The sequence below is a fragment of the Saccharopolyspora sp. NPDC002578 genome (assembly GCF_053592695.1).
The window spans coordinates 101613-118460 of the sequence record NZ_JBSFWJ010000007.1 but is presented as its reverse complement, the minus strand read 5'-3'; the positions used below and the strand labels follow the sequence as shown (position 1 = coordinate 118460).

Here is a 16848-nt window from a genome sequence, read left to right as displayed (position 1 = left end):
CGAGATCAAGCTCGTGCACTCGAACGAGTTGAAAGATCACCGGTGGGTTGGAAACGCGGTCTGGCCGGGCCGGGTTCGTGCGAGGCGCCGCTCAGATCTCTTCGCCGCTGAGGAGGGGTTCGAAGGAGCGGTAGGCGCTGTAGTTGCGGAAGAAGCGGCTGTAGAGCTCGGAGCCGTCGTCGAAGGTGGCGTCCTCGACCTGCTTGACCTCGATGAGCTCCTTGAACTTCCAGGTGATCAGCTCGCCGTCCTCGTTGTGGTAGCTCGCCGCCTGCTGCTTGCCGTAGTCGACGGCCTTCTCCTTGGCCTCCTCGTCCGATTCGGCCTTGACCAGCACGAAGGACTCCTCGTAGAGCTGGGGTTCGGCGGCGGATTCCGACGAGATCTCGATGAGCATCAGCGCGACGTAGAACTCGGCCTTGGCGGAGGTGGTGCTGGGCTGGAAATCGCGCGGATCGATGCTGCCCGAACCGATGTCGATGGAGCCGACCTGCTCGTCGTCGCCTGGTGTGGTCATGGCTCCACTTTCTCATCCCGCGCTCCGCCGCCGGGAAGCATGGCCCGCACCGCCTCGATGGTGTCGGCGGTGGCCGCGTTCTTGTCGGGGCGGTAGCGCAGCACGCGGGCGAAGCGCAGCGCGACCGCTCCGGGGTAGCGGGTGCTGACCTGCACGCCGTCGAGTTCGATCTCCACGACGAGCTCGGGCGCGAGGTGCACGGTCCAGTCGTCGCGGTGCGTCTCGTGGCGGGGGAACTCGCTGGTCTGCCAGGCGAGGAGTTCGTCGGTGAGTCCTTTGAACGTCTTGCCCACCATGATCGGCGGCCCGCCGTCGGGATCGCGGGCCCCGAGGTGCAGGTTGGACAGGTGGCCGCTGCGCCGCCCGTGGCCCCATTCGGCGGCGAGCACCACCAGGTCGAGCGTGTGCGAGGGCTTGATCTTGCGCCAGGTCCGGCCGCGGCGTCCCGCCGCGTACGGCGAGTCGAGCGCTTTCACCACGACGCCCTCGTGGCCCGCGTCGAGAGCGTCGTCCAGGACCGCCGCCGCGTCGGCGTCGGAATGCGGACGCACGCCGGGGACCCGGTGTTCCGGTGCGATTCGGGCGAGCGCGTCGAGCCTGCGGTGCAGCGGCTCGTCGACCAGGTCCGTTCCGTCCAGATGCAGGCAGTCGAAGAAGTAGGGCCGCAGCACCTCGTCGCGCGGGCTCTGCGCGCCGAAGCGGGCCATCGTCTCCTGGAACGGGCGTGGGCGTCCGGAGTCGGCGAGCGCCAGCGTCTCGCCGTCGAGGACCGCGGAATCGCAGGTCAGGCTCCGGGTGAGGGCGACGATCTCGGGGACTTGGCCGGTGATCTCGCGCAGCGTGCGGGTGTAGACGTGCACCTGCTCGCCGGACCGGTGGACCTGGATGCGCGCGCCGTCGAGCTTGTACTCGACGACGCAGGCGCCGAGCTCGGCCAGCGCCGCGTCCAGCACGTCGGCGGGGGAGGCGAGCATCGGCCGCAGCGGCCTGCCGACTTCGAGGCGGACCTCCGCGAGCGCCGCCGAACCGCCCAGCAGCGCGGCCTCAGCGGTGGCGGGCAGCCTGCCGGAGAGCATGAACGCGCGGCGCACGGGCGCGGCGGGCACGTCGGCGGCGCGGGCGACGGCTTCGAGCATCACGCCCTCCAGCGCCCCTTGCCGGAGCTCGCCGCCGAGCAACCGGATCAGGAACCGCTGCTCCTCGGCGGTGGCCTTGCCGAGCAGGTCGTGCAAGGCCTCGGCGCGGCGCCGTCCCGAGCCGGTGCCGGTGATGCCGCGCAGCCCGTCGACCGCCGCGTCGACGTCGAGGACGGTGAGCGAAGGGGTGGTCGCGGGCTCGACGTGCAGCGCCGACAGCGTCGACCACCCGACCCCCGCCCGGCCGCCGGGCAGTTCACCTGCGAGCAGCGCGGTGGCGGGCCGCACCTCCGCCGCGTCGAGCCCGGTGAGCAGCCCGGCGATCGCGGTCACCTTCGCGGTGCGGGCGCGGGTGGCCGCGACCTCGGCGGATGCGGCGACGACCGCGTTCAGCGACACCATCCGCCCATGGTGCCCACGTCCACCGACAACTCGCTCAAGATCGACGGAACCGCGGGGGTGGCGCGCGGCGTCTCAGTCGTGATCCGGAACCACTGGGGGTGCTCCGGATCGGCCGTGCGCCTCGCCGAACAGCGGGGCGCACGGCCGCGTCCGGCTCACTTCGGCTGCGCCATGCCCAGCACGTCGAGGGCGGTGTCGAGCTGCTCCAGGGTGAGCGTGCCCGCGTCGACGTGACCGCGTTCCAGCACGACCTCCCGGATGGTCCGGCGTTCCTTGAGGGCCTGCTTCGCGATCGAGGCGGCCTCCTCGTAGCCGATGAAGCGGTTCAGCGGCGTGACGATCGACGGCGATCCCTCGGCGTACTCGCGGGCGCGCTCGGCGTTGGCCGTGACCTCGGCGAAGACCTTGTCGGCCAGCAACCGGGACACCGCCGCCAGCAACCGCGCGGATTCCAGCACGTTGCGCGCGATCACCGGCAGGTTCACGTTGAGCTGGAAGTTGCCCTGCGCGCCGGCGAAGGCGACGGCCGCGTCGTTGCCGATGACCTGGGCGACGACCTGCAGCGTGGCCTCCGGGATCACCGGGTTCACCTTGCCGGGCATGATCGACGACCCGGGCTGCAGGTCCGGCAGCGCCAGTTCGGCCAGGCCGGTGCGCGGGCCGGAGCCGAGCCAGCGCACGTCGTTGGCGATCTTGTTCAGGCTCACCGCGACGGTGCGCAGGTGACCGGAGGTCTCCACCACGCCGTCCTGGGTGGCCTGCGCCTCGAAGTGGTCGCGGGCCTCGGTCAGCGGCAGTCCGGTGACGCGGGCGAGCTCTTCGGCGACGGCCTGGCCGAAGCCTTCCGGCGCGTTCAGGCCGGAGCCGACGGCGGTGCCACCGATGGGCAGTTCGCCGAGCCGCCCCAGACCGGAGCGCAGCCGTTCCACGCCGAAGCGGACCTGCGAGGCCCACGCGCCCGCCTCCTGGGCGAGCGTGATCGGGACCGCGTCCATCAGGTGGGTGCGCCCGGACTTGACGACCTCGGTCCACTCGGCGGCACGTCCCTCGACGACCCCGGCCAAGTGCTCCAGGGCGGGGATGACTTCGCTGAGCACGGCTTCGGTGGCCGCGACGTGGATCGTCGTGGGGAACGTGTCGTTCGACGACTGCGAGGCGTTGACGTGGTCGTTCGGGTGCACCTCGCGGCCGAGCCCGCGGGTGGCGAGGGTCGCGATGACCTCGTTGGCGTTCATGTTCGACGAGGTGCCCGAACCGGTCTGGAAGACGTCGATCGGGAAGTGCTCGTCGTGGCGGCCTTCGGCGACTTCGTCGGCCGCGGCGGCGATGGCCTCGGCCATGTCGGCGTCGAGGATGCCGAGCCTGCCGTTGACCCGTGCGGTGGCGGCCTTGAGGAGGCCGAGGGCGCGGATCTGGGCGCGTTCGAGCCCGCGGCCGGAGATCGGGAAGTTCTCCACGGCGCGCTGGGTCTGCGCGCGGTACAGGGCTTCGGCGGGGACCCTGACCTCGCCCATCGTGTCGTGTTCGATCCGGTAGTCCTGTTCAGCCATGACCGAAGTGTCCTCCGATCCGGCCGGTCCGGTCAGTATGGGCCGCCCCACTTCCAGCCGGTCGGGACGCGGAACGCGGGTGGTGGGCCGATCACGTTGGCCGGGCTCGTAGCCGGTCCGGTTCCGCGCAGGTCGCGGGGTCGCCGCGGGCGCCGGGCGGGTGCGCGTCGGCGACATCGGGCGGGCGCGGGGGCTAGGCTCGGATGTGATCCACGTTGCACCGGTGCGAGTGGGGGTGGGCATGTCGGAGCCGTTCGAGGTCGATCTGCTGGTCGTGGGCGCGGGCCCGACGGGGCTGTTCGCGGCGTACTACGCGGGGTTCCGGGACCTGTCGGTGGCGGTGGTGGATTCGCTGCCGGAACCGGGCGGTCAGGTGACGGCCATGTACCCGGAAAAGATGATCTTCGATGTGGCCGGGTTCCCCGCGGTCCGCGGCCGGGACCTGGTGGCCGCGCTCGTGGAGCAGGCGGCGCAGTACGACCCGGTCTACCTGCTCGGGCGCGACGCCACCGAGCTGTCCGATGTGGACGATGGAGTGCTGGTCCAGGTCGGGGGCCGGCCGGTGCGGGCGCGGGCGGTGCTGGTCACCGCGGGCATCGGTGAGTTCTCGCCGCGTCCGCTGCCCGCGGGTGGGGACTGGCTCGGGCGCGGCGTCGTGCACTTCGTCCCCGACCTGTCCGTGCACGGCGGTCACGACGTGGTGGTCGTCGGCGGTGGCGATTCGGCGTTCGACTGGGCGCTCGCGCTGCACCCGATCGCCCGCAGCGTCACGCTCGTGCACCGCAGGGCGCGGTTCCGCGCGCATCCCGGTCTGGTGCGCAAGGTCGAGGACCTCGGCGTCGAGCTCATCACCGAGGCGCAGGTCGCGGAGGTGCGCGGGGACGCGGACGGCGTGCACGAGGTGGAGCTGGCGCTCGGCGACGAGCGCCGGGTGCTACCGGCGCGAACCGTCGTCGCCGCCCTGGGCTTCACCGCCGACTTGGGCCCGATCGAATCCTGGGGCCTGGACCTGGACAAGCGCTCCATCAAGGTCGACACCACGATGCGCACCACCCGCCCCCGCATCTACGCGGCAGGAGACGTCGCCTCCTACCCCGGCAAGGTCAAGCTCATCGCCACCGGCTTCGGCGAAGCCGCCACAGCAGTGAACAACATCGCCGCGACCATCAACCCCGAAACCCACCTCTTCCCAGGCCACTCCTCCAACCAGAGCTGACCCACACCCCCAGCAGAAACCCCACGCAACGGACGGCGAAGCCGTGCAGTTGGGCGGGCGAAGCCACGCCTGCCTCGCGGCCGAAGGCCGTGCCCGGCGGCGAAGCCGTGCAGTGGACGAGCGAAGCGAAGTCTGCCTTGCGGCCGTAGGCCGTGCCTGTATGTGCGAAGCACATAGCCCACGTCGAGAAGTCCTCACCGGCGGGTTCTCAGGTGTCTTCTCGCGAGGACAGCTTTTTCCCTCGTGGCGGAGCCACTTGGGAAAAAGATCCCGCAGCGAGAAGACACCTGAGGTTCCGCCACCCGACCCCCAAAGCAAAAAGACCCCGACCCCCGCACACGTGGAACGGCCGCCCTTCCGTAGGGAAGGGCGGCCGGACTAGGGACCACGGTCAGGCCGCGGTGTTCTCCTCGACCCAGTCGGACAGGGCCGACACGTCGGTGTAGATCGAGGGGCCGGTCGCGCAGTTCGAGTCGCTGTTGCCGGAGCGGCTGGTGGCGCCGATCAGTTCCCAGGAGCCTTCGGTGCCCTTGATCTGCGGTCCGCCGGAGTCGCCGTAGCAGGCGCCGGAGTCGCCACCGGGGTTGGAGGTGCAGATCTCGCTCTCGCCGGTGATGCCGGAGCAGTCGGCGTCGTCGACGACGGCGGTGTCGAGTTCTTGCAGCGTGGCGGGGGCTTCGCCGCCGGGTGCCGGGACGGTCTGGCCCCAGCCGATGATGCGGGTTTCGGTGCCGGTGGCGCCGGATTCGGGGGCGATCGAGATGGGTGCGGCTTCGACGGCCTTGTCCAGCTTGATCACCGCGAGGTCCGCCGAGGGGTGGGTGGCGATGTCGGCGATCCCGGCTTCTTCGCCGCCGGAGGCGTGCTCCAGGCTGCCGACGCGCACGGAGAGGTCCGCGGGCTCGCTGCCTTCGACGCAGTGCGCGGCGGTGACCGCCCAGTCCGCCTTGATCAGCGAAGCGCCGCAGATGTGCCCGCCGCCGGACTGCAGCGACACCATGAACGAGTAGGTCTCGGTGGCGTCGTGTCCGCCCACGACCATCGGGGTGGGCTCTTCGGCGGCGGATGCGGGCATGGCCATCGCGAGGGCGGCGCCCGCGGCGAGCACTCCGGTGAGCAGGGAGCGTGTGCGCATGGGGGACGAGTCCTTCCGTACACCCGGCTCGGGGATCGGCCGGTAGTGGAGCTCGGTCCGGTGCGGCGGGCCGAGTGACCACTGACGGTAAGGAGCTTCACTCGACCGAGGCACCCACTTATGGCGGTGTGCCCGTCGCCCCTACGCCGGTGCCGCGGCGCCGATGCGGGTCGAGGTGCAGGTCAAGTCCGTCCGATCGGCCGATTTCGGGGAAATACCGGGAAAAAGTGCCCGTCGCCCCAGCGAGGATCGATCCGGAGAGCACAAGAAAGGACCGCCCACCCCATCGGGATGAGCGGTCCGTTCGGCCTAGCGGAAGATCAGGGCAGCAGCCCGTGGCGGGCGTTCTCGCCCGCGCCGTCGAGGTCCACGTCGGAGTACTCGCGCAGCTTCGTCAGCTTGTGCAGGCCCTCGATCATCCGCACCGTGCCCGACTTCGAGCGCATCACGATGGACTGGGTGCTGCACCGGTTCGCCCGGTAGTGCACGCCCTTGAGCAGCGCGCCGTCGGTGATGCCGGTGGCGCAGAAGAAGACGTTGTCGCCGCGCACCAGGTCCGTGGTGGTCAGCACCCGGTCCACGTCGTGCCCGGCGTCGATCGCCTTCTGCCGCTCCTCGTCGTCCTTCGGCCACAACCGGGTCTGGATCTCCCCGTCGAGGCACTTCAGCGCCGCGGCCGTGATGATGCCTTCGGGGGTGCCGCCGATGCCGATCAACATGTCGACACCGCTGTCCGGGCGGGCCGCGGCGATCGCGCCTGCCACATCGCCGTCGGAGATGAACTGGATGCGGGCGCCCGCCTCGCGGACTTCGCGGACCAGGTCCTCGTGCCGCGGCCGGTCCAGGATGCAGACCGTCACGTCGGAGACGTCGATGTGCTTGGCCTTCGCGACGCGGCGGATGTTCTCGGCGGTCGGCGCGTTGAGGTCGACGACGCCCGCGGCCTCGGGGCCGACGGCGAGCTTCTCCATGTAGAACACCGCGGACGGGTCGAACATGGCGCCGCGCTCGGCGACGGCGAGCACGGCCAGCGCGTTCGGCATGCCCTTGCTCAGCAGTGTCGTCCCGTCGATGGGGTCGACGGCGACGTCCACCTCGGGACCTTCGCCGTTGCCGACCTCTTCGCCGTTGAACAGCATCGGCGCTTCGTCCTTCTCGCCTTCGCCGATGACGACGACGCCGCGCATCGAGACGGTGCCGATCAGCTTGCGCATGGCGTCCACTGCGGCGCCGTCACCTGAGTTCTTGTCACCGCGACCCACCCAGCGCCCGGCGGCCATCGCGGCGGCTTCGGTGACCCGGACCAGCTCCATGGCCAGGTTGCGGTCGGGTGCCTCGTGGCGGCCCTGCGTGGTGGACGTGCTCATCGCGCCTCCCGGTATGGCGAGCTGACTTCATCGGCATGGCGCGCCGGCTCCGCGCGCCGCACTCGTTACCGGGGATCTTCGCAGATCGCCCACCCCGAAGCCGGGTCACGTGGGCGAGCCCACTACTGCTGTTGGCCGGGTTCCTCGACGGAGGCGAGGGCGCGGTCGACGCGTTCCCTGGCGCCCGCGAGGTGGCGTTCGCACACCGTCGCGAGGGCTTCGCCGCGTTCCCAGAGGGCCAGCGACTCCTCCAGGGAAAGGCCGCCGGCTTCGAGCCGCTTGACCACGTCGGCCAGCTCGTCGCGGGCCGGTTCGTAGCCGAGTTCGGCGACGTCCGGGTGGTCGGCGACCGGGTCGAAGTGCTCGTCCTGCTCGTTGTTCGTCACGGGGTGGGGCTCTCCAGCTTGCTGGGCACGGACACCACGGCGGTCGCGATGGCCTGGTCGTAGCCGATGAACGCCTCGGCGAACTCGGCGCCGTCGCCTTCGCGGACCGCGTCGTTGATGCGCAACTGCGCTTCGGTGACCCTACGTCGATGTCCGGAACCGTGACCGACCCACCACCGGGTCCCCGCGTAGGCGGAGGCCGCGTCGGCGAGCGCCCGCAGCTTCACCGGCAGCGTCCTGCGCTCGGTGGAATCGCAGCCGCCGAGCAGCGCGTTCCAGCACCCGACCGCCGCCGCGTCCGCCTCGTGGACGCATTGCCGAACCCGCTCCGCGTCGCGCAGTTGCGGCGAGCGGGTGACGGCGACCGTCAACGGGAGGAATGTGGGCTCCTGTTGTCCCTGCACCACGACCTCCCTCGTTCTGCTACTCCGATCCGTCGGGCACCACGGCGCGTACCGCTCCGTCAACGACCCGCACCCGCAGCGTGGTTCCCGCCGGAGCCTCTTCGATCGACCGGAGCACTCCGTCGGCTCCGTCGGAGTCGACGCGCTGCACGATCGCGTACCCGCGAGCAAGAGTGGCCGCAGGACCGAGGGTCGTCAAGCGAGATCGAGTCGCGGTCATGGCGTGCCCTTCGGCGGTGAGCACGCCGGTGATGGCCCGCCGCGCGCGGTCCCGGGCCACCTGCACCTGCTCTGATCTGCGCGCCAGCGGGCCGTGCGGGTCGGCGAGCGCGGGGCGGCTGCGCAGCGAGTCGAGCAGCCTGCGCTCACGATCCACCCATCCGTGTAGCGCACGTCGCGCGCGGTCGCGCAGTTGGTGCACTCGCTGCGTTTCCTCGGCCATGTCCGGTACGACTCGTTTGCCCGCTCCGGTGGGCGTGGAGCAGCGGACGTCGGCGACGTGGTCCAGCAGCGGCGAGTCCGGTTCGTGCCCGATGGCGCTGATCACCGGGGTCCGGCAGGTCGACACCGCGCGGCACAGGGTCTCGTCGGAGAACGGCAGCAGGTCCTCCACGCTGCCGCCGCCGCGCGCGAGCACGATCACGTCGACCTCGGGGTCGCGGTCGAGTTCGCCGAGCGCGTCGAGGATCTGCGGCACCGCGGTGGAGCCCTGCACGGCCACGTTGCGGATCTCGAAGCGCACCGACGGCCAGCGCAGCCGCGCGTTGCTGAGCACGTCGTGCTCCGCGGCGGAGGCCCGTCCGGTGATGAGGCCTACCTTGTTCGGCAGGAACGGCAGCGGGCGCTTGCGGGCCGGGTCGAACAGGCCTTCCGCTTTGAGCAGCTGCCGGAGCCGTTCGATGCGGGCGAGCAGTTCACCGATGCCGACGGCGCGGATCTCGTCGACGCGCAGGCTCAGCGTGCCGCGCCCGACGAAGAACGTGGGCTTGCCGTGGACCACGACGCGGCTGCCGTCGGTCAGCGGCGGATCCTGCTTGCGCAGCAGCGAGGACGCGCAGGTCAGCGTCAGCGACACCTCGGCGGAGGGGTCGCGGAGGGTGAGGAACGAGGTGGCGGCGCCGGGGCGGTTGGAGATCTGGGTGATCTGCCCTTCGACCCAGATGTTGCCGAGCCGGTGGATCCAGTCGGCGATCTTGCGGGCGACGGTGCGCACCGGCCACGGTTCTTCCGCGCTGGTCGGCGCCTGGTTGGCGGGTGCGTTCAGGACCGCTCCTTCCACGTCCGTGCAACAGCGGCGCGATCATACGGCGCCCCCACCCCCAACGACCCCAACCGCCGAAGCCGTGCCTTGCGGCCGAAGGCCGTGCTTTGCGGCCGGAGGCCGTGCCTGCATGTGCGAAGCACATAGCCCACGTCGAAAAGCCGACCACCTGCGGGTTCTCAGTGGATTTCTCGCGAGGACAGCTTTTTCCCTCGTGGCGGAGCCACTTGGGAAAAAGATCCCGCAGCGAGAAATCCACTGAGGTTCCGCCACCCGACCACCAAAGCAGGCTGAGCGCGGATCCAGGCAGACGTCAGTCTTCGCCGCGGAGGCGGGTTAGGCGGTTGGTGAGCATCCGGACGAACTCGACGCGGTTCTCGTTCCGCTGCTCGTGCTCCAGCAACTCCTCGACTTCGTCGGCGGAGAAGCCGCGGAGCTTGCCGCGCAGCTGCGGCAGGCTCATGCCGTCGTACTCGGCGAGCACGTCGGAGCCGTCGGTGGGTTCGGCGACGTTCACCAGCCGCTGCTCCGCCGGGGGCGGTGGTTCGTCCTCGTCGAAGGTCGCCCATTCGGGTTCGTCCTCGGTGCCCTGCCAGGCGCTGAGCGTCTCGTCGCCGCGGATGGCCAGTTCGGTGATCTGCTGCTGCACCCGCATGGACAGCTGCAGCGCTTGGCTGGCCACGGTCAGCGGCAGGCCGAGCAGCTGCGCGGGCAGCTGCCGGGTCTGTTCGACGGTGACGGTCGCGAGTCCGGCCGCGACCCGGATCGGCAAGGGATACGTCGACATGGGCCCTACCTTCCCGCACTCGCGCGTGGGAAACCATCGTCCTGGGACATGAGGTTCGCCCCCGCGCTCGGCCGGTGGGCTCCGCCGGGCGCGGGACCGGTGACGCGCGGTACGGGTGAGGTGGGTGGCCGCAGGGCTGACCCGTCGCGAGGTGGTCCGTACCCTGGCAGGTATGAGCACCTCGCCGCAGGCCGCCGATCGCCTCGCCCAAGGCGACCTTGACCAGGGCACCCCCGATCAGGACACGACGACCCCGGAGGGCCGGCGCGCCAAGCGCGTGCTGCTCGCCAAACCCCGTGGCTATTGCGCCGGTGTGGACCGCGCGGTGATCACGGTGGAGAAGGCGCTGGAGACCTACGGTCCGCCGGTGTACGTGCGCAAGGAGATCGTGCACAACAAGCACGTGGTGGAGACCCTCCAGGAGCGCGGCGTGATCTTCGTCGAGGAGACCGACGAGGTCCCGGAGGGCGCGCTGGTCGTGTTCTCCGCGCACGGCGTCGCCCCCGCGGTGCACGAGGAGGCGAAGGCCCGCAACCTGCGCACCATCGACGCGACCTGCCCGCTGGTCACGAAGGTGCACAAGGAGGTCAACCGGTTCGCCCGCGACGACTACGACATCCTGCTGATCGGCCACGAGGGCCACGAGGAGGTCGAGGGCACCGCGGGCGAGGCGCCGGACCGCGTGCAGCTGGTCGACAAGCCGGAGGACGTGGACAAGGTCAACGTCCGGGACCCCAACAAGGTGGTGTGGCTGTCGCAAACCACGCTCAGCGTCGACGAGACGATGGAGCGGGTCGACCAGATCAAGGGCCGCTTCCCGGATCTGCAGGCGCCGCCGAGCGATGACATCTGCTACGCCACGTCGAACCGCCAGATCGCGGTGAAGGCGATGGCCGCGGAGTGCGATCTGGTGCTGGTCGTGGGTTCGCAGAACTCGTCGAACTCGAAGCGCCTGGTCGAGGTCGCGCTGCAGGCGGGCGCGCGGGCTTCGCACCTGATCGACTACGCGGACCAGATCGAGGAGTCCTGGCTGGAGGGCGTGACCACGGTCGGCGTGACCAGCGGTGCCTCGGTGCCGGACGTGCTGGTCATGCAGGTCTTGGACCACCTGTCGCAGCGCGGCTGGGACGGTGAGGTCGAAGAGGTGACCACGGCGAACGAGAAGATCCAGTTCTCGCTGCCGAAGGAACTGCGCAAGGACCTCAAGGAGAACCCGGACGCCCCGAAGGGCGTGCGCTGACCCGACTCCGGATCCAAGTGCGGCCCGCTCGACCGAATGGTCCGGCGGGCCGTGCTGCGTTCGGCGGGGTTCGCGAGGCCGAGGCGAGCGGTGGCTCGGCCGTGCGCGTCCGGCTCAGCCGAAGAAGTCGTCGTCGCGCCGCGGCTTGCGGGGCCTGCGCTGCGGGTCGGGTTTCGGTTCGGGCCGTCCGCGGCCGGGCGCGGGGCGGGGGCGTCCTTCGCCGCGGTCGGCGGCCCTGCCGGGCTGGCCGCGGCCACCGGAGCCGGTGCGGCCGGGGGGCGTGCCGCGACCGCGTTCGCCGCCGCGGGCCGGCGGGGTGGCCCGGTCGCCGCGTTCGGGACGCGGGTCGCGCTTGGCCCCGTCGCGGGGGCGTCCGCCCTGTTCGGAAGCGGGCCGCCGCGCCTTGTTCCGCTCACCCCGCTCACCGCGTTCACCGCGCGGGCCGGCGGCGGGTCGCCGCTCGCCGTCGGCGGAGCGCTTGCGCGGCTGCCGGGCGGCGTCCTGCCCGGCCTCCTTCGGCGGCTTGACCGGCCGGCGCTTCTTCGTCGGGGTGTCGGAGATGTCGATGTCGTCCTGGTCGGCGCGCTGGAGCCAGAACATCCGCACGAGGCCGAACGCGAGGCTGGCGGCGGTGGTGATCGCCATCATCGGGAAGCCCGCGATGAGCGGCTGCACGACCGACAGCGCCTTGCCCATCATGCCGCTGCTGTTCGTGCCGCCGCCGAACAGCACGACCAGGATCGGCATCACCACGGTGGCGACCAGCGGGGGCTGCACCATCGGCCCGAACAGGTTGCCCCGCCGCACCAGCGCCACCGAGGCCAGGCATCCCACGATCAGGCCGATCTTGAAGATCAATCCGGGGGTGCCGCTCAGGATCAGGTCGATCACCGCGCCCAGCGCGGTGCCGCCCGCCGCGATCAGCACTGCTCCCCATAGGGGCACGCCACGGCTGCCGAAAGCGGACCGTTCTGCCCATTGTGGGGCGCCGTTGTCGGGAGTGGGGGCGCTCTGGCGCTCGCGAGTGGCGGTCACGCGCACAACCGTAACGGTCTAGAACGGGCGTGGAACGACCTCTCCGGAAGTTGATCGCGGACCTGCGGCGCTTCATGCCCTCGTGACCGTTGTGTGATCCCAGGCGCGGCCGAATGGCGGCTGAGCCTCGGGCGGGTGGACTGTGAACCTTGACACAAGCAACTGGAAACTCTTAGCGTCCGAGCAATCGTTTTCTCGTGTTCGTCGGTTGCTTCGGGTGACAGCGGTCGGATGGCGGGGGGAACTCGAATGACGGCGCCACTGGTAGAGCTGACCGGCATCACCAAACGCTACGGCGGTGTCCTGGCGTGCGACGGTGTGGACCTGACCGTGCACGAGGGCGAAGTGCACGCGCTGCTGGGGGAGAACGGCGCGGGCAAGTCCACGTTGATGCGCGTGCTCTCCGGCGACATCGCCGACTACGAGGGCACCGTCGCGGTCGGCGGGAACCCGGTGCGGTTCGCGAAGCCCTCGGACGCCCAGCAGGCCGGCATCGCGATGATCCACCAGGAGCTCGACCTGGTGCCCGCGCTGTCGGTCGCCGACAACCTCTACCTGGGCCGCGAGCTGCGCCGGGCCGGTGTGGTGGACCGCCGCCGGATGGCGCAGCGCACCCGCGAGCTGCTCCAGCGCACCGGCATCGACCTCGACCCGTCGCGCCCGGTGGGCGAGCTGCGGGTGGGCGAGCAGCAGCTGGTGACGATCGCGCGGGCGCTGCTGCTGGAGGCCAAGGTCCTGATCATGGACGAGCCGACCTCGGCGCTGTCGAACTCCGAGGTGCAGCGGCTGTTCGCGGTGATCTCCGAGCTGCGCAGGCGCGGCACCGGCATCGTCTACATCTCGCACCGGATGGACGAGATCGGCGCCGTCGCCGACCGGGCGACGGTGCTGCGCAACGGCCGGTGGGTGGCCGAGTTCGACGCTCGCGACCTCACCGCGGAGCAGGCGGCGGAGGCGATGGTGGGCCGCTCGGTGCGCACCTTGTTCCGCAACCAGGACGAGAGCCCGCCCGGTGACGAGCTGCTGTCGGTGTCGGACTTCCGGGTGCGGCCGCGCAGGCACCGGGTGGGCAGGCGGGAACCCGACGGCATCGACGTGTCGGTGCGGGCCGGCGAGATCGTCGGCGTGTGCGGGTTGCTCGGGTCGGGGCGCACGGAGCTGCTGGAGTCGTTGTTCGGCGCCGGTTCGGCGGGGCGCTGGGAGGGCTCGGTGCTGCTGGACGGGCAGCCGGTGCGGCCCGGCGGCCCCCGCGAGGCGTTGCGCAAGGGCATCGCGTTCGTCCCGGAAGACCGCCGCGCCGCGGGCTTGGTGCTGGGGCACTCGGTGCAGGCGAACATGGTGCTCTCGGTGGTGGACCGGCTCGGATTCGGTGGCCTGGTGCGGCGGAGTTCGGAGGCGGGCGAGACGGAGCGCAGCGTGCGGCGGCTGAAGGTGAAGCTGGGCCGCATCGCCGATCCGGTGGGCACCTTGTCCGGCGGGAACCAGCAGAAGGTCGTGTTCGGCCGGATGCTGCTGACCGAACCGCGGCTGCTGCTGCTGGACGAGCCGACGCGCGGCGTGGACATCGGCGCGAAGGCGGAGATCTACGAGCTGCTGGGGGAGATCGCCGCGCGGGGCATCGGCGTGCTGCTGGCGTCCTCGGAGCTGCCGGAGCTGACCGGCGTGTGTCACCGCGTGGTGGTGCTGCGGCACGGCCGAAGCGTGGCGGAGTTCGACACCACCCAGGCCGGTGAAGCCGAATTGTTGGCCGCCGCAATGGGGGAAAAGGTGTCGCAGGACGAGTCATCGGCTGTCGAGGCGGGGCGCGGCCCCGTCGCGGGGGGAGGCGCACGATGAGCGAGCAGACGCACGAGCGGGAGGCTTCGCCGAGCGCACCGGAGCCACCTCGGGGCCGGTCGCGCCGCGAGGTGGCGGAGACGCTGTTCCGGTTCCAGAGCTTCTTCGGCCTGGTCGCGGTGTTCCTCGCCGCGATCGTGCTGTCCCCGCGCGGCGACGACGGCCAGATCTTGTTCCTGACCAGCGACAACCTGTTCAACATCGTGCGCGCGGTGTCGGAGATCGGGATCATCGCGGTCGGTTTGACGTTCGTGATCCTGATCGGCGGCATCGACCTGTCGGTGGGCTCGGTGCTGGGGCTGGCCGCGGTGGGGTCGGCGGTGCTGCTGGTCAACGACGACTTCGGGGTGCTGCTGGCGGCGCTGCTGGTGCTGCTGATCGGGTTGATCTTCGGCGTGCTGCAGGGCGCGGCGGTGGCGCTGCTGGGCGTGCAGGCGTTCATCGTGACGCTGGCCGGGTTGAACATCGCGCGCGGTCTGGCGCGGATGTGGTCGGGCGGCGAGACCGTGCAGATCTCCTACGGCGACGGCGAGGGCCAGGCGCCGATGCTGTTCTCCCTGCTGGGGGAGCGCACGTTCGGCGGTGTGGTGCCGATCCCGGCGTTGATCTTCGCGGTGGTGGCGGTCGCGGCGATCCTGTTCCTGCGCTACAGCGCCTACTCGCGGCACCTGTACGCGATCGGCGGCAACGAGAAGGCCGCGCGCCTGTCCGGTGTGCCGGTGAACCGGGTGAAGATCGTCGCGTTCGCGCTGTCCGGTTTCTGCGCCGCGCTGGCGGGCATCGTGCACGCGGGGCAGCTCAACGCGGGCAGCCCGAACGACGGGCTGGCCTACGAGCTCGACGGCATCGCGGCGGTCGTGGTCGGTGGCACCAGCCTGGCAGGTGGGCGCGGGTCGGTGGTGGGCACGATCGCGGGCGCGCTGCTGCTGGGCATCCTCAACAACATCCTGAGCCTCAACAGCGTCGACACCGACATGCAGTTGCTGATCAAGGGTCTGGTGATCGTGGCCGCCGCGGCGTTGCAGCGGCTGCGCCCCACGGCCTGACTCCGGCCCGTTCCGATCCCGTCAGCCGGTCCTGGCTCCGCGAAGCCGTTCCCGGTCCCTCCGATTCCACCCGCCCCCTCGACGCGTCCCTGGAGTTCTTCGGGAAGGAAGCACGATGCGAAAGACAACGAGGTCTGCGTTCGCAGCCGCTTGCGCCGCCTTGGCCGTCACCGCCGCGGCGTGCGGCACGACGAGCGAGAACACCGGCCAGGCCCAACCGCAGGATCCGCGGCAGAGCTGCGGTGGCCCGGACGGCAAGTACACGATCGGCATGAGCCAGGCGAACCTCGCCGAGCCGTACCGGGTGCGGATGGACGCGGACATCCGCAAGGCGGCGGAGCAGGTGCCGCAGTTCGAGGACGTGCAGTTCTCGGACGCGGGCAAGGACAACGCCAAGCAGGTCAGCGACGTGGAGTCGTTCCTGACCAAGCAGGTCGACCTGCTGATGATCTCGCCGAACGAGGCGGCACCGCTGACCGACGTGGTGCGCAAGGCCTACAACTCGGGCACCCCGGTGGTGCTGCTGGACCGCAAGGTCAACGGGGACGCGTACACCACGTACATCGGTGTGGACAACGTCGACATCGGCAGGCAGGCCGGGGAGTACTTCAAGGACGTGCTGTTCCCGGACGGCGGCAAGATCCTGGAGATCAGGGGCCTGTCCGGGTCGACGCCGGCCGGTGAGCGCCACGACGGCTTCATGCAGGGCATCGAGGGCTCGAAGATCGAGATCATCGGGCAGGGCGACGGGGACTGGGAGCGGTCGCTGGGCCAGGAGAAGATGGACGCGCTGCTCAAGGCTCACCCGGACGCGCAGGCGGTGTACTCGCACAACGACCCGATGGCCGAGGGCGCGTACCTGGCGGCGGAGGCGGCCGGTCGGGCGCAGCAGCTGAAATTCGTCGGCATCGATGGCCTGCCGATCGAGGCCGGCGGTATTCGTTCCGTGGAGCAAGGGCGTTTGCAGGCCACCTTCCTCAATCCGACGGGCGGCGAGGAGGCCGTCGAGGCGGCGAAGAAGATCCTGGTGGATTGCCGGCCGACGGAGAAGAAGCAAACCCTTCCTACGGAATTGATCACGAAGGAGAACGCGGGCGAGGTCTACGCCCGGTTGAATCAGGGTTGAGCGAGACTCCCGCTTACCACATACGGTTACTGATTCGGTGAAGGTGCAGGTCGCACGCTAGGGCGAAGTTGTCCTGGCGTGCGACTTTCTTTGGCAATACCAGCTGTCACCGAAAAGAAATCAAATCCACCTGGTTGGTGGTAGTGGCTCCCGCCTCGCGCCGGTGACCATCTTAATGAGTGAATTTCGTACTCCGGATTCCGTCGGTTCCGCGATGTTCCTTGGAGAGGCACCGGTTTCTTCCTACGCTGCGGTCTGAAAGGGAGCGCGTGATCTTGCGCGCCCGCGTTCCGGGGACCGACCGATCCGATCCCAACCGCGCACCACCGTCGAATGACCAGGACAACGCTGTCCACTGTGGATAGTGATGTGGGGAGGGCGAGCTTTGATGAGAGACCGCAGTA

General features: G+C 70.4%; 15 protein-coding genes. 5 read left to right on the top strand and 10 right to left on the bottom strand.

Going from position 1 to position 16848, the window contains the following annotated elements; genetic code table 11:
• Window positions 1-91: 91 nt before the first annotated feature.
• From ACWD38_RS06170 to ACWD38_RS06160, 3 genes are all read right to left on the bottom strand, one after another.
• Window positions 92-517, bottom strand: coding sequence for a DUF4288 domain-containing protein (locus tag ACWD38_RS06170; RefSeq protein ID WP_184476802.1), 426 nt, complete (start codon window positions 515-517; stop codon window positions 92-94).
• Complete coding sequence (locus ACWD38_RS06165) at window positions 514-2055, bottom strand: ATP-dependent DNA ligase (RefSeq protein ID WP_450123475.1); 1542 nt, start codon at window positions 2053-2055, stop codon at window positions 514-516. The genes ACWD38_RS06170 and ACWD38_RS06165 overlap by 4 nt, the downstream gene beginning before the upstream one ends.
• A 155-nt stretch (window positions 2056-2210) precedes the next feature.
• On the bottom strand, window positions 2211-3605 hold the full coding sequence (locus tag ACWD38_RS06160) for a class II fumarate hydratase (RefSeq protein WP_184476806.1): 1395 nt from the start codon (window positions 3603-3605) through the stop codon (window positions 2211-2213).
• Window positions 3606-3846: 241 nt separating this feature from the next.
• On the opposite strand from ACWD38_RS06160, the gene ACWD38_RS06155 reads away from it, so the two are divergent.
• Window positions 3847-4821 carry an NAD(P)/FAD-dependent oxidoreductase gene (locus ACWD38_RS06155; RefSeq protein ID WP_450123474.1) on the top strand — a complete coding sequence of 325 codons (975 nt, stop codon included), beginning with the start codon at window positions 3847-3849 and terminating at the stop codon, window positions 4819-4821.
• 391 nt (window positions 4822-5212) lie between these two features.
• Here ACWD38_RS06155 and ACWD38_RS06150 read toward each other — a convergent pair whose 3' ends face one another.
• The 6 genes from ACWD38_RS06150 to ACWD38_RS06125 all read right to left on the bottom strand — a co-directional run bounded on the left by ACWD38_RS06150 (window position 5213) and on the right by ACWD38_RS06125 (window position 10161).
• Window positions 5213-5956 (bottom strand): S1 family peptidase, encoded by a 744-nt coding sequence (locus tag ACWD38_RS06150; protein ID WP_184476809.1) that lies wholly within the window; start codon window positions 5954-5956, stop codon window positions 5213-5215.
• Between the two features lie 320 nt (window positions 5957-6276).
• Complete coding sequence (glpX, locus tag ACWD38_RS06145; RefSeq protein WP_184476811.1) at window positions 6277-7323, bottom strand: class II fructose-bisphosphatase; 1047 nt, start codon at window positions 7321-7323, stop codon at window positions 6277-6279.
• A 122-nt stretch (window positions 7324-7445) separates the two neighbouring features.
• Complete coding sequence (locus ACWD38_RS06140; RefSeq protein ID WP_184476813.1) at window positions 7446-7709, bottom strand: exodeoxyribonuclease VII small subunit; 264 nt, start codon at window positions 7707-7709, stop codon at window positions 7446-7448.
• Window positions 7706-8113: a hypothetical protein gene (locus ACWD38_RS06135; RefSeq protein ID WP_266092409.1), complete on the bottom strand. Its 408-nt coding sequence runs from the start codon at window positions 8111-8113 to the stop codon at window positions 7706-7708. Before ACWD38_RS06135 ends, ACWD38_RS06140 begins: the two co-directional genes overlap by 4 nt.
• A 19-nt stretch (window positions 8114-8132) precedes the next feature.
• Entirely contained in the window at window positions 8133-9392 is a 1260-nt protein-coding gene (xseA, locus tag ACWD38_RS06130) for an exodeoxyribonuclease VII large subunit (protein ID WP_343071179.1), read from the bottom strand.
• 295 nt (window positions 9393-9687) lie between these two features.
• Window positions 9688-10161 (bottom strand): lipid droplet-associated protein, encoded by a 474-nt coding sequence (locus ACWD38_RS06125; protein ID WP_184476817.1) that lies wholly within the window; start codon window positions 10159-10161, stop codon window positions 9688-9690.
• Between the two features lie 172 nt (window positions 10162-10333).
• Between ACWD38_RS06125 and ACWD38_RS06120 the strand changes: the two genes are divergently transcribed.
• Window positions 10334-11401, top strand: a complete 1068-nt coding sequence (locus ACWD38_RS06120; protein WP_450123473.1) for a 4-hydroxy-3-methylbut-2-enyl diphosphate reductase — start codon at window positions 10334-10336, stop codon at window positions 11399-11401.
• A 114-nt stretch (window positions 11402-11515) separates the two neighbouring features.
• Here ACWD38_RS06120 and ACWD38_RS06115 read toward each other — a convergent pair whose 3' ends face one another.
• Window positions 11516-12436 (bottom strand): DUF6542 domain-containing protein, encoded by a 921-nt coding sequence (locus ACWD38_RS06115; RefSeq protein WP_450123472.1) that lies wholly within the window; start codon window positions 12434-12436, stop codon window positions 11516-11518.
• Window positions 12437-12685: 249 nt separating this feature from the next.
• On the opposite strand from ACWD38_RS06115, the gene ACWD38_RS06110 reads away from it, so the two are divergent.
• The 3 genes from ACWD38_RS06110 (at window position 12686) to ACWD38_RS06100 (ending at window position 16444) form a co-directional block, all read left to right on the top strand.
• On the top strand, window positions 12686-14272 hold the full coding sequence (locus tag ACWD38_RS06110; protein WP_450123471.1) for a sugar ABC transporter ATP-binding protein: 1587 nt from the start codon (window positions 12686-12688) through the stop codon (window positions 14270-14272).
• On the top strand, window positions 14269-15318 hold the full coding sequence (locus ACWD38_RS06105; RefSeq protein ID WP_450123470.1) for an ABC transporter permease: 1050 nt from the start codon (window positions 14269-14271) through the stop codon (window positions 15316-15318). The genes ACWD38_RS06110 and ACWD38_RS06105 overlap by 4 nt, the downstream gene beginning before the upstream one ends.
• A gap of 115 nt (window positions 15319-15433) precedes the next feature.
• Window positions 15434-16444 (top strand): substrate-binding domain-containing protein, encoded by a 1011-nt coding sequence (locus ACWD38_RS06100; RefSeq protein WP_184476828.1) that lies wholly within the window; start codon window positions 15434-15436, stop codon window positions 16442-16444.
• The last annotated feature ends 404 nt before the right edge of the window (window positions 16445-16848 follow it).

Bases quoted from the DNA above. Each gene is read 5' to 3' on its own strand.
- ACWD38_RS06150 (WP_184476809.1), bottom strand. From the start codon at position 5,956: ATGCGCACACGCTCCCTGCTCACCGGAGTGCTCGCCGCGGGCGCCGCC.
- ACWD38_RS06100 (WP_184476828.1), top strand. From the start codon at position 15,434: ATGCGAAAGACAACGAGGTCTGCGTTCGCAGCCGCTTGCGCCGCCTTG.
- ACWD38_RS06105 (WP_450123470.1), top strand. From the start codon at position 14,269: ATGAGCGAGCAGACGCACGAGCGGGAGGCTTCGCCGAGCGCACCGGAG.
- ACWD38_RS06110 (WP_450123471.1), top strand. From the start codon at position 12,686: ATGACGGCGCCACTGGTAGAGCTGACCGGCATCACCAAACGCTACGGC.
- ACWD38_RS06120 (WP_450123473.1), top strand. From the start codon at position 10,334: ATGAGCACCTCGCCGCAGGCCGCCGATCGCCTCGCCCAAGGCGACCTT.
- glpX (WP_184476811.1), bottom strand. From the start codon at position 7,323: ATGAGCACGTCCACCACGCAGGGCCGCCACGAGGCACCCGACCGCAAC.
- ACWD38_RS06125 (WP_184476817.1), bottom strand. From the start codon at position 10,161: ATGTCGACGTATCCCTTGCCGATCCGGGTCGCGGCCGGACTCGCGACC.
- ACWD38_RS06160 (WP_184476806.1), bottom strand. From the start codon at position 3,605: ATGGCTGAACAGGACTACCGGATCGAACACGACACGATGGGCGAGGTC.
- ACWD38_RS06165 (WP_450123475.1), bottom strand. From the start codon at position 2,055: ATGGTGTCGCTGAACGCGGTCGTCGCCGCATCCGCCGAGGTCGCGGCC.
- ACWD38_RS06155 (WP_450123474.1), top strand. From the start codon at position 3,847: ATGTCGGAGCCGTTCGAGGTCGATCTGCTGGTCGTGGGCGCGGGCCCG.
- ACWD38_RS06170 (WP_184476802.1), bottom strand. From the start codon at position 517: ATGACCACACCAGGCGACGACGAGCAGGTCGGCTCCATCGACATCGGT.